At 61.2% G+C, this 10,821-nt stretch carries 15 protein-coding genes; 9 read left to right on the top strand and 6 right to left on the bottom strand.

The window, feature by feature from the left end:
• Positions 1–15: 15 nt before the first annotated feature.
• Positions 16–366 (bottom strand): hypothetical protein, encoded by a 351-nt coding sequence (locus QYH43_RS07030; RefSeq protein WP_301156709.1) that lies wholly within the window; start codon positions 364–366, stop codon positions 16–18.
• 147 nt (positions 367–513) lie between these two features.
• On the opposite strand from QYH43_RS07030, the gene QYH43_RS07025 reads away from it, so the two are divergent.
• The 9 genes from QYH43_RS07025 (at position 514) to QYH43_RS06985 (ending at position 5,512) form a co-directional block, all read left to right on the top strand.
• Positions 514–762: a hypothetical protein gene (locus QYH43_RS07025; protein WP_034146936.1), complete on the top strand. Its 249-nt coding sequence runs from the start codon at positions 514–516 to the stop codon at positions 760–762.
• A gap of 20 nt (positions 763–782) precedes the next feature.
• Positions 783–1,112 carry a DUF6388 family protein gene (locus QYH43_RS07020; protein WP_095061779.1) on the top strand — a complete coding sequence of 110 codons (330 nt, stop codon included), beginning with the start codon at positions 783–785 and terminating at the stop codon, positions 1,110–1,112.
• Positions 1,113–1,136: 24 nt separating this feature from the next.
• Positions 1,137–1,841, top strand: a complete 705-nt coding sequence (locus QYH43_RS07015) for a YoaK family protein (protein WP_095061780.1) — start codon at positions 1,137–1,139, stop codon at positions 1,839–1,841.
• A gap of 198 nt (positions 1,842–2,039) precedes the next feature.
• On the top strand, positions 2,040–2,432 hold the full coding sequence (tusD, locus tag QYH43_RS07010) for a sulfurtransferase complex subunit TusD (RefSeq protein ID WP_095151660.1): 393 nt from the start codon (positions 2,040–2,042) through the stop codon (positions 2,430–2,432).
• A 1-nt stretch (position 2,433) separates the two neighbouring features.
• On the top strand, positions 2,434–2,796 hold the full coding sequence (tusC, locus tag QYH43_RS07005) for a sulfurtransferase complex subunit TusC (protein ID WP_095059519.1): 363 nt from the start codon (positions 2,434–2,436) through the stop codon (positions 2,794–2,796).
• Positions 2,796–3,089 carry a sulfurtransferase complex subunit TusB gene (tusB, locus tag QYH43_RS07000; RefSeq protein ID WP_095059520.1) on the top strand — a complete coding sequence of 98 codons (294 nt, stop codon included), beginning with the start codon at positions 2,796–2,798 and terminating at the stop codon, positions 3,087–3,089. Before tusC ends, tusB begins: the two co-directional genes overlap by 1 nt.
• A complete protein-coding gene (locus tag QYH43_RS06995; protein WP_095059521.1) occupies positions 3,086–3,421 on the top strand; it encodes a TusE/DsrC/DsvC family sulfur relay protein in 336 nt (111 codons plus the stop codon). The genes tusB and QYH43_RS06995 overlap by 4 nt, the downstream gene beginning before the upstream one ends.
• Positions 3,418–4,419 (top strand): glycosyl transferase family protein, encoded by a 1,002-nt coding sequence (locus QYH43_RS06990; protein WP_301156707.1) that lies wholly within the window; start codon positions 3,418–3,420, stop codon positions 4,417–4,419. The genes QYH43_RS06995 and QYH43_RS06990 overlap by 4 nt, the downstream gene beginning before the upstream one ends.
• A gap of 91 nt (positions 4,420–4,510) precedes the next feature.
• On the top strand, positions 4,511–5,512 hold the full coding sequence (locus tag QYH43_RS06985; RefSeq protein WP_301156706.1) for a glutathione S-transferase family protein: 1,002 nt from the start codon (positions 4,511–4,513) through the stop codon (positions 5,510–5,512).
• Between the two features lie 123 nt (positions 5,513–5,635).
• Here the strand turns inward: QYH43_RS06985 and cysG are convergent, their stop codons facing one another.
• The 5 genes from cysG to lolA all read right to left on the bottom strand — a co-directional run bounded on the left by cysG (position 5,636) and on the right by lolA (position 10,787).
• On the bottom strand, positions 5,636–7,030 hold the full coding sequence (gene cysG, locus QYH43_RS06980) for a siroheme synthase CysG (protein ID WP_301156705.1): 1,395 nt from the start codon (positions 7,028–7,030) through the stop codon (positions 5,636–5,638).
• Positions 7,031–8,311, bottom strand: a complete 1,281-nt coding sequence (serS, locus tag QYH43_RS06975; protein WP_095059525.1) for a serine--tRNA ligase — start codon at positions 8,309–8,311, stop codon at positions 7,031–7,033. It lies immediately after the preceding gene.
• 15 nt (positions 8,312–8,326) lie between these two features.
• A complete protein-coding gene (crcB, locus tag QYH43_RS06970; RefSeq protein ID WP_095059526.1) occupies positions 8,327–8,701 on the bottom strand; it encodes a fluoride efflux transporter CrcB in 375 nt (124 codons plus the stop codon).
• Positions 8,701–10,023 carry a replication-associated recombination protein A gene (locus QYH43_RS06965; protein ID WP_095059527.1) on the bottom strand — a complete coding sequence of 441 codons (1,323 nt, stop codon included), beginning with the start codon at positions 10,021–10,023 and terminating at the stop codon, positions 8,701–8,703. The genes crcB and QYH43_RS06965 overlap by 1 nt, the downstream gene beginning before the upstream one ends.
• Positions 10,024–10,163: 140 nt before the next feature.
• Positions 10,164–10,787: an outer membrane lipoprotein chaperone LolA gene (gene lolA / locus QYH43_RS06960; protein ID WP_095059528.1), complete on the bottom strand. Its 624-nt coding sequence runs from the start codon at positions 10,785–10,787 to the stop codon at positions 10,164–10,166.
• Between the last annotated feature and the right edge of the window lie 34 nt (positions 10,788–10,821).

Genomic DNA, 10,821 nt, shown 5'->3' with positions numbered 1-10,821 from the left:
GGGGTATGCGTCAACTTACAGGCAGGTCGCCAACGCTGCCAACCGGCGCTTGGCCACGAAGTCATCCTGTTGCGCGTAGTAGCTCAACACAGTGCCCGACGCATCGGTCGTCAGGTCGACGAACGACTCCGCCGATCGCGTGTAAACGGTGGTGCTGCCCTTCTCGCCAGGTTCCAGGTACGCCGCCGCATCGACACCGAACACCGCTTCGTCCTGCCAGGAAAACTGTACGCACTGGGCGACGTCTTTTGCCGGTTTTTCCGAGTTCAGGGTCTTGTACGGGGCCTTGGTGCGAGCATCGTTCATCGCCGAGCTCGCGCATCCCGCCAGCAAGGTCGCGGCCAGCGCCACCATCAGAATTCGCATTGCATTCACTCATCAGGAAAAAGCGGACTGTATCACCGTGGCAGGGCGTTTCGTTCTGCTTTACTGCATTTATAACGCGACATCGCGCAACGATTCGAGCACCCTGTCGCGCCTTTAACAGCGTATCGCTCCCTGACTGGAAACCCCATGACACCCAATGCCGAGTTTTACAAACCGACCACTGAATATGCCGACAAGCTGATCAGCCAGATCGGCCAGACGCCTTCCTGGATTGCCAAGCGCATCGGCGTCACCGACAAGCGCATTCGCTACATCCTCGACGGCGAAAGAACCGTCAAAGGCGAAACCACGCCGATCCAGATGACCTACACCGAACAGTTTGCCCTCGAATGCCTGGCGGCAGCGGCCAAAGCCAGCAAGAAACAATCTTCGTAATCCGATCTCAAGGAGCGACCATGGCGGCATCCGAGCTGCAACACGAACAAGCGCTGAAGCGGTTTCTCGATGAGCGCCCCGAGTTGCTCCATCAACTCGATAACCTCAACCCGCTGCTGGCTCAGGCCAAGGGTGAAACACAAGCGCAGTATCGCGAGGAGCGCTTGCATGAAGCTTTTGAGGAAGAAGCCGAGCGCCTGGGATTGTTCGCCTGGGAGCTGACCCTGAAACTGACGGCCGCCACGCCGCAGGACTACGAAGCTCAACGTCTTGACGTGCACCGGGAAGTGGCGGAAATGGCTGGCATGGACTGGTTGGAGTATTGCGACTTGTATGGGATAAAACCCTGACCCTGCTCAAGGACGCCATCGCCCATGCTACCCAACACCGCCAAGACCCACGCCAGCCCCGGGCACCTGCACACGCAAAAATGGCGCGGACGCATCGGCCTGACCCTGGTGGCCTTGCTCTCGGTACTGGCGGGCATGACCGATGCCATCGGCTTCATGGCCAGCGGTGACTTCGTTTCATTCATGAGCGGCAATACCACCCGCATGGCCGTTGCCATCAGCACCGGCGACCTGGGCTTGACCCTGCGCCTGGTGATCCTCGTCGCCACCTTCGTCCTCGGCAATGCGCTGGGCATTATCGTCAGTCGGCTGGGCGGACGTCGGGCGCTGCCGTTGCTGTTGTGCATCGCCACTCTGCTGTGCGCCGCCGCAGCCTGGCCTTATGACGCGCAACTGCCGGCCCTGCTGGCCGCCATCATTGCGATGGGCATGCTCAATGCCGCAGTCGAGCAAGTGAACGGCCTGCCGGTCGGCCTGACCTACGTCACCGGCGCCCTGTCGCGCTTCGGTCGCGGACTGGGCCGCTGGATGCTCGGTGAACGCCGTGATGGCTGGCGCGTGCAACTGATCCCATGGGCCGGCATGTTTGCCGGAGCGGTACTCGGCGCGGTGCTGGAGCATCACCTGGGGCTCAAGGCGCTGTTTGCCAGCGGCCTGCTGGCCGCTTTGCTCGGGGTATTGTCGTTGAGGATCCCGCGGCGCTGGCAGTTAGGGTATATGCCACGCTGAGTCTGGAGTGACCTGTGAGACCGTCATCGCTGGCAAGCCAGCTCCCACAGGTATCTTGGTTGTACGCCAATGTCGAGTACACCTAATAACCCTGTGGGAGCGGGCTTGCCCGCGATGAGGCCCGCACAAGCAACATCGATTTAGCCGCCCCGCCCAGAAAGCATTATCATGGCCGCAGTTTTGCTGATCGAGTCCGCCATGAAGTTCGCCATCGCCGTGTTTTCCGCCGCCCACGCGCCCTCCTCGCGCCGCGCCCTGCTGTTTGCCCAGGCGGCACTGGCCGGTGGGCATGAAATTGTCCGGTTGTTTTTCTATCAGGATGGCGTCAACAACGCGTCCGGCAGTGTGGTCACGCCTCAGGACGAGCTGGACGTGCCCAAGCAGTGGCGCGCCTTTGTCAGCGACCATCAACTCGATGGCGTAGTCTGCATCGCCGCCGCCCTGCGCCGTGGGGTGTTGAACGAGGAAGAAGCGAAACGCTATCAGCGCGAAGCGGTTGCCGTCAGCGCGCCATGGGAACTGTCCGGCCTCGGTCAGTTACACGACGCGGTGCAAGACGCCGACCGTCTGATCTGTTTTGGAGGCGCATAACATGGCCAAATCCTTGCTAGTCATCAGCCGTCAGGCGCCTTGGTCCGGACCGGGTGCGAGGGAAGCGCTGGACATCGTGCTGGCCGGCGGCGCTTTCGATTTGCCGATTGGCCTGTTGTTTCTCGACGATGGCGTGTTCCAGCTCGCCGCGAACCAGAACGCCAAGGCCCTGCAACAGAAAGACCTGAGCGCCAACCTGCAAGCGCTGCCGATGTTCGGTGTGGAAGAACTGTTTGCCTGCGCCGACAGTGTGTCCCAACGCGGTCTGGAGCCGAACGGCCTGTCACTGGAAGAAGCCCAAGTGTTGGCCGCCCACGAAATCACCGCCCTTATTGACCGTTACGACCAGGTGATCACCCTCTGATGTCGACTCTGCATGTGTTGTCTCATTCCCCGTTCGGCGACGATCGCCTGACCAGTTGCCTGCGCGTGATCGGCGCTGCCGACGCGTTGCTGCTGTCCGGCGACGCGGCTTATGCCTTGCAGCCGGGCACCGCACCTTTCGCTGCACTGCAAACGCGCGGTTTGAAACTCTACGTCCTCGCCGAAGATGCCCAGGCCCGCGCCATCAGCGTTGCGGATTGGGTTGAAGCCATCGACTACCCGGCCTTCGTCGAGCTGTCGATTCACCACGACAAGGTCAACAGTTGGCTATGAATGCATTGACCGTCGGCGCCCGCGCCATCGAGCTGGACAAAGACGGTTTTCTGGTCGAGCTCAACGACTGGTCGGCCGACGTGGCCAGTGCCCTGGCCGCCGCCGAAGACATCGCGCTGACTGCGGAACACTGGGAAATCCTCGAGTTGCTGCGCAGTTTCTACGCCGAATTCCAGTTGTCGCCGGCCACTCGCCCGCTGATCAAATACACCGCATTGAAGCTCGGTCCGGAAAAAGGCAACAGCCTGCACCTGAACCGACTGTTCAAAGGCACCCCCGCCAAACTCGCCGCGAAACTGGCGGGTCTGCCCAAACCGACGAATTGCTTATGACCGACTACCCAGCGCTGACCCTCGAAACACCTGCCGAACACCCGTTCGCCCAGTTCGTGCGCATTCTCGGCAAGGGTAAACGCGGTGCCCGCGACCTGACCCGAACCGAGGCTCGCGAGGCCATGGGCATGGTCCTCGATGAAAAGGTCGAGGAAACCCAGCTCGGCGCATTCCTGATGTTGCTGCGGCACAAGGAAGAAAGCGCCGAGGAAATGGCCGGTTTCACCGAAGCGTTGCGTGAACGTCTTGACGCACCGAAGCTGGCGGTGGACCTGGACTGGCCGACCTATGCCGGCAAGAAGCGCCATCTGCCGTGGTATCTGCTGGCAGCCAAGTGCCTTGCGCAGAACGGCGTGCGAATCTTCATGCACGGCGGCGGCGCGCACACGGCCGGTCGGCTGTACAGCGAGCAATTGCTGGGCGAGTTGAACATCCCGCTGTGCCGCAACTGGCAGCAGGTTGGCGAGGCGCTGGATAACGGCGGCCTGGCCTTCATGCCGCTGATGGACTGGGCGCCACAGCTGCAACGGATGATCGACCTGCGCAACACCCTGGGCCTGCGTTCGCCGATTCACTCGCTGGCGCGGATTCTCAATCCGCTGGGCGCGCGCTGTGGCCTGCAGAGCATTTTCCACCCGGGTTATCAGGCGGTGCATCGCGATGCCAGTGGCCTGCTGGGCGACACGGCCATCGTCGTCAAAGGCGATGGCGGCGAGATCGAGATCAACCCGGATGCCGACAGCCATCTCTACGGCACCACGGGTGGCGAAAGCTGGGACGAGGAATGGCCGCAGATGTCCGCGCAGCGTCACGTCAAACCCGCTGCGCTCGATCCTGAGCATTTGAAAGCGGTGTGGCGTGGCGATGTGGTCGACAGCTACCCGCAAATGGCCCTGATTTCGACCATGGCCCTGGCCTTGCGCGGCCTCGGTCAGACCCGTGAACAGGCCTTCGAAACCGCCGAGCAATATTGGGCCGCACGGGACAAATCGATTTAACCGATCATTTACGCCCGATCTTTGCGCTTTTTGTTCGAACCCATGGGCATAGACTCGACTCCAACGATTATTGGTTTCGGGAGTCTTGAACATGGGTTTGTTAGTCGATGGCCGCTGGCAGGACAAGTGGTACGAAAGCAGCAAGGACGGCGCGTTTCAGCGCGAACAGGCGCAACGCCGCCATTGGCTCACCCCTGACGGCCAACCCGGCCCGCGCGGCGTCGGTGGCTTTGCGGCCGAGCCAGGTCGCTACCACCTCTATGTTTCCCTCGCTTGTCCGTGGGCGCATCGCACACTGATCCTGCGCAAACTCAAGGGCCTCGAAAGCCTGATCGATGTCTCGGTCGTCAGTTGGCTGATGCTGGAAAACGGCTGGACCTTCGACCAGACGCTGGGCTCGACCGGCGACAAACTCGATCACTTCGACTTCATGCACCAGCGCTACACCGCCGATACCGCCGACTACACCGGCCGCGTGACCGTGCCGGTGCTGTGGGACAAAAAACTGAAGCGCATCGTCAACAATGAATCATCGGAAATCATCCGCATGTTCAACAGCGCCTTCGATGACCTTACCGGCAATGACCTGGACTTCTACCCGGCACCGCTGCGCAGTGAAATCGATGCGCTGAACGAGCGGATTTACCCGGCCGTGAACAACGGCGTGTACCGCGCCGGGTTTGCCACGTCGCAACAGGCGTATGAAGAAGCCTTCGATGACGTGTTTGCCGAGCTGGATCATTTGGAGCAGATACTGAGCGCCAACCGATATCTGGCGGGCGAGTACCTGACCGAAGCGGACATTCGTCTGTTCACCACGCTGATTCGTTTTGATGCGGTGTATTACGGGCACTTCAAGTGCAACCTGCGGCGGATTGCCGATTATCCGAACCTGTCGAACTGGCTGCGGGAGATTTACCAGTGGCCCGGGGTTGCCGAGACGGTGGATTTCACCCACATCAAGAACCACTACTACGCCAGCCACCGCACCATCAACCCGACAGGTGTGGTACCGAAAGGCCCGGCCCAGGATTTCACCGCCGCCCATGATCGGGAGCGGTGGAGCGGGAAAGGGGTTTGGCGCAGGTCTTGAAGCTTTTGCGGCTTTTGAGGGCCCCATCGCTGGCAAGCCACAGTGATCTATGTGATGTTGAAAATTGCAGCTTCAACACAAAACCTGTGGGAGCTGGCTTGCCAGCGATTGGGGCACCCGGTTTCAGACCTGCCCCTGAGCCCCTTCAAACCACGCCAGTTTCTCGCGCAGTTGCACCACCTCGCCCACGATCACCAGCGTCGGCGCATGCACTTCATGCTCCGCCACCAGTTGCGGCAGGTTGGCCAACGTACCGGTAAACACCCGTTGATTGACCGTGGTGCCCTGCTGGATCAACGCCGCCGGGGTATCGGCAGCGCGACCATGCTTGATCAACTGCTCACAGATGCTCGGCAGGCCGACCAACCCCATGTAGAACACCAGGGTTTGCGCTGGCGCAACCAGGTCGGCCCACGGCAAATCGGTGGAACCGTCCTTCAAGTGACCGGTGACAAAGCGAACCGACTGCGCGTAGTCGCGGTGGGTCAGCGGGATCCCGGCATACGCCGCGCAACCGCTGGCTGCCGTGATACCCGGCACCACCTGGAACGGGATGCCATGGGCCGCCAATTCTTCGATTTCTTCACCGCCACGACCGAAAATGAACGGATCGCCGCCCTTCAACCGCACCACACGCTTGCCTTGCTTGGCCAAATCCACCAATTGCTGATTGATCTGGTCCTGCGGCACCGCATGATCGGCGCGACGCTTGCCGACGTAGACACGCTCGGCATCACGGCGGCACAACTCCAGAATCGCCGGCGCCACCAGGCGGTCGTACAACACCACATCGGCTTGTTGCATCAGGCGCAAGGCACGGAACGTCAGCAGATCAGGATCACCGGGGCCGGCACCGACCAGATAAACCTCACCGGTCGCCACTGGAGCTTCGCCTTCGATTTTTGCTTGTAGCAGACGCTCGGCTTCACCGCCCTGCCCGGCCAGTTGTCGGTCGGCGATCGGCCCCTGGAAAACATCTTCCCAGAACGCCCGGCGCTGCTGCACATCCGGAAACAGCTTTTTCACCTGATGGCGGAAACCGGCCGCCAGCCCGGCCAGTTGGCCGTAAGTGGACGGAATCCAGGTTTCGATCTTGGCGCGAATCAAGCGTGCCAGCACCGGCGCATCACCGCCGCTGGACACCGCAATAATCAGTGGCGAGCGGTCGACGATGGCCGGGAAGATCACGCTGCACAGGGCTGGCGCGTCCACCACGTTGACCGGCACGCAACGCCGATGGGCATCGGCGGAGACTTGTGCGTTCAGCGCTTCGTCGTCGGTGGCGGCAATGATCAGCGCGCAACCGTCAAGATCATCCTCGGCGTAGCCACGCAACAGGCACTCGCCACCGCTGCCGGCAACCAGTTCACGCAGTTGTGGTTCGATTTCAGGTGCAACCACCCGCAGCAGCGCACCGGCATCGGCCAGCAGGCGGGATTTGCGCAAGGCAATCTCCCCCCCGCCGACGACCAACACACGACTGCCGCGAAGGTTGTGAAACAGCGGCAGATAGTTCATTTAGCCGATGACCTCAAGGCCACCCATGTACGGCTTGAGCACTTCGGGCACACGGATCGAACCGTCGGCCTGCTGATAGTTCTCCACTACCGCCACCAGGGTACGACCGACCGCCAGGCCGGAACCGTTCAGGGTGTGCACCAGCTCAGGCTTGCCGGTTTCCGGGTTGCGGAAACGCGCCTGCATGCGGCGGGCCTGGAAGTCACCGCAGTTGGAGCACGACGAGATTTCGCGGTACTTGTCCTGGCTCGGAATCCACACTTCCAGGTCGTAAGTCTTGACCGCGCTGAAGCCCATGTCGCCGGTGCACAGCGCGATGGTGCGATACGGCAGTTCCAGCAGCTGCAGGACTTTTTCAGCGTTGGCGGTCAGGCCTTCCAGCGCTTCCATCGACGTCGACGGATCGACGATCTGCACCATCTCTACCTTGTCGAACTGGTGCTGACGGATCATGCCGCGGGTGTCGCGACCCGACGCACCGGCTTCACTGCGGAAGCACGGAGTGTGGGCAACAAACTTGATCGGCAGTTGCTTGGCGTCGACGATTTCGCCGGCAACGATGTTGGTCAACGACACTTCGGCCGTCGGGATCAGGTACAGATCGGCTTCGCCTTCGCGTGTGATCTTGAACAGGTCTTCTTCGAATTTCGGTAACTGACCGGTGCCTTGCAGCGCCGGTGCCTGGACCAGATAAGGCGTGTAGGCCTCTTCATAGCCGTGCTCGGTGACGTGCAGGTTGATCATGAACTGCGCCAGGGCGCGGTGCATGCGGGCGATCGGGCCGCGCAACAAGGCGAAACGGGCGCCGGACAGCTTGGCGGCAGTTTCGAAGTCCAGCCAGCCAAACTTCTCACCCAGGGCCACGTGGTCTTGAACCGGGAAATCGAACACCGCAGGCGTACCCCAGCGGCGCACTTCGACGTTGCCGTCTTCGTCTTCGCCAACCGGCACGGATTCGTGCGGCAGGTTGGGAATACCCAGCAGGATCGAGTCCAGTTCAGTCTGGATCGCGTCCAGTTCGACCTTACCGGTACTCAATTCGCCCGCCATGCGCTCGACGTCTGCCATCAGCGGTGCGATGTCTTCGCCGCGCTGCTTGGCCTGACCGATGGATTTGGAGCGTGCATTACGTTCAGCCTGCAGTGCTTCGGTGCGGGTCTGGACGGTCTTGCGCTGTTCTTCCAGCGCTTCAATGCGCGCAACATCCAGGGTAAAGCCACGGGATGCCAGGCGGTCCGCTACGTCCTGAAGGTTGCTACGTAACAGTTTGGAATCGAGCATGTCGGTCTCTCGTTATTAAAGTTTGGTCAAGGACAGGCCGGCCCAGGTGGCGAGCAGCCCGCCGAATACGCTGATGGCAGCATAGCCCAGGGCCAGCGGCACTTGCCCGCTTTCCAGCAGGCGCACCGTATCCAGTGAAAAGGATGAAAAAGTCGTCAGCCCCCCGAGGAAGCCGACGATCAGCCCGGCGCGCACCTCGAAGGGCACTTCCGGGCGTATCAAAAACAGACCGTATAGAACGCCGATCAGCAAACAGCCCACGATATTAACGGCGAGCGTCGCGGTATAGAAGTGCCGCGGCCAATTAGCGTTGATCCAGTTGCCCGTGGCAAAGCGCAACAACGTGCCGGCCACGCCACCGATGGACACTGCAATGATCAAGGGAACCACTACTTTCTCCGCTGCCGAGGGCTTAAACGGTCGAGTTTCGCCAGGTGATTGAGCTTCTCGCCGATCTTCAGCTCCAGGCCTCGCGGCACCGGCTGATAGAACGGGATCGGGTCGAGTTCTTCCGGGAAATAGTCTTCGCCTGCTGCATAAGCATCAGGTTCGTCGTGGGCGTAACGGTATTCATCGCCGTAACCCAGTTGTTTCATGAGTTTGGTCGGCGCGTTGCGCAGGTGCAGCGGCACTTCCAGCGAACCGTGCTCGGCGGCGGCCCGCAAGGCAGTCTTGAAGCCCATGTACACCGCGTTGCTTTTCGGTGCGCAGGCCAGATACGTAATGGCCTGAGCCACCGCCAATTCGCCCTCGGGACTGCCGAGACGTTCCTGCACCTCCCACGCCGCCAGGCACAAGCTCAGGGCGCGAGGGTCGGCATTGCCGATGTCCTCGCTGGCCATGCGCACCACGCGGCGGGCCAGGTACAGCGGATCGCAACCGCCGTCGATCATCCGCGCGAACCAGTACAATGCGCCGTCGGGATTGGAGCCGCGCACCGATTTATGCAGCGCGGAAATCTGGTCGTAAAACGCTTCGCCACCCTTGTCGAAACGCCGACGGGTATCACCCAGCAGGCTTTGCAGCAGGTCCACACCCATTTCGCTGTTGTCTTCGGCGAGGTCCGAGGCGTTTTCCAGCAAGTTGAGCAAACGCCGGCCATCGCCATCGGCGGCCGACAGCAGCATCTGAAAACCTTCATCGCTGAGGGTCAGGTTGCGTTTGCCCAAACCACGCTCTTCGGTCAATGCGCGGTGCACCAGCTTGCGCAGGGCCGCTTCATCGAGGCTTTTGAGCACATAGACGCGAGCCCGGGACAGCAAGGCGTTGTTGAGTTCGAACGAAGGGTTTTCGGTGGTTGCGCCGATGAAAATCAGTGTGCCGTCTTCGACATAAGGCAGGAACGCGTCCTGCTGCGACTTGTTGAAGCGGTGCACTTCATCGACGAACAGGATGGTGCGCTTGCCGTATTGCCCGGCCTGCTGCTTGGCGATTTCCACCGCCTGACGGATCTCCTTGACCCCGGCCAGTACCGCCGAGACCGTTTCGAAGTGCGCGTCCGAGACTTCCGCCAGCAATCGCGCCAACGTGGTTTTACCCACACCGGGCGGCCCCCAGAAAATCATCGAGTGCAGGGCACCCTGCTCCAGCGCTTCGCGCAAAGGCTTGCCGCGAGCGAGCACGTGTTCCTGACCGACGTACTCGTCCAGGTTGGCCGCACGCAAACGAGCGGCCAGGGGCTGGGCGATGGGGGTGCTGCGAAACAGGTCCATCACGTACTTTTAAAACCTCGCTATGAACACCGTATCCCCCTGTAGGAGCCGGCTTGCTGGCGATGGTGGGTCAGTCGACGCTAATGTTGAATGACAAACCGCCATCGCCAGCAAGCCGGCGCCTACAAGGGTTTTGCGTATTATTCCTGGATCACGTCCGCACCCTTCGGGATGTCGAACTTGAATCTGGACGCGGGAATCGGCTCGTTGGCCTTGACGCCGGTGAACAGGATATTGGTGCGCTGGCCAACGCTGTCGATCAGTTGCATATCATTGACCAGACCGTTGCGGAACGACAGGCGCAGGCTGTCGAACAGGGTGTCCTTGGTTTTCGGCTTGAGCGTGAAGTCGATCACACCGCCGGCTTCCTTGGCGCTGATATCGAAGCTCTGGCTGATCTTGGACACGTCACCGGACAGCAGCAAGGCTGGGGTCTGGGTCAGGCGCTGGTCGAGGTTCTTGATGGTGGCCTGTTCCAGGTCCGGGTCCCACAGGGTGACTTTCTTGCCATCGGAGACCATGGTCTGCTCCGCTGGGGCTTTGGTGTGCCAGTAGAACAGGCCTGGACGCTGCAACGACATCTCGCCGGCGGTTTCCTGCAACTGGGTGCCGGTGCCATCGAGGGTCAACTGCGAGAAGCGCGCGGTCAGGGTCTGGGATTTTTCCAGCAATTGGGTCAGGCGTGCCACGTCCTTGTCATCAGCGTGGGCCGAGAGCGTGGTCAAAGCCAGTACCGGCAGCAACAGCATGCGGATCAGACGCATGGGAGTCCTCATAACATTCGTGGGAGTGCGGGCG

It is taken from the genome of Pseudomonas sp. C32, assembly GCF_030417915.1.
Taxonomy (GTDB): Bacteria; Pseudomonadota; Gammaproteobacteria; order Pseudomonadales; family Pseudomonadaceae; genus Aquipseudomonas.
The sequence above is the reverse complement of the archived record's forward strand: the minus strand, read 5'-3'. Positions and strand labels throughout refer to the sequence as shown.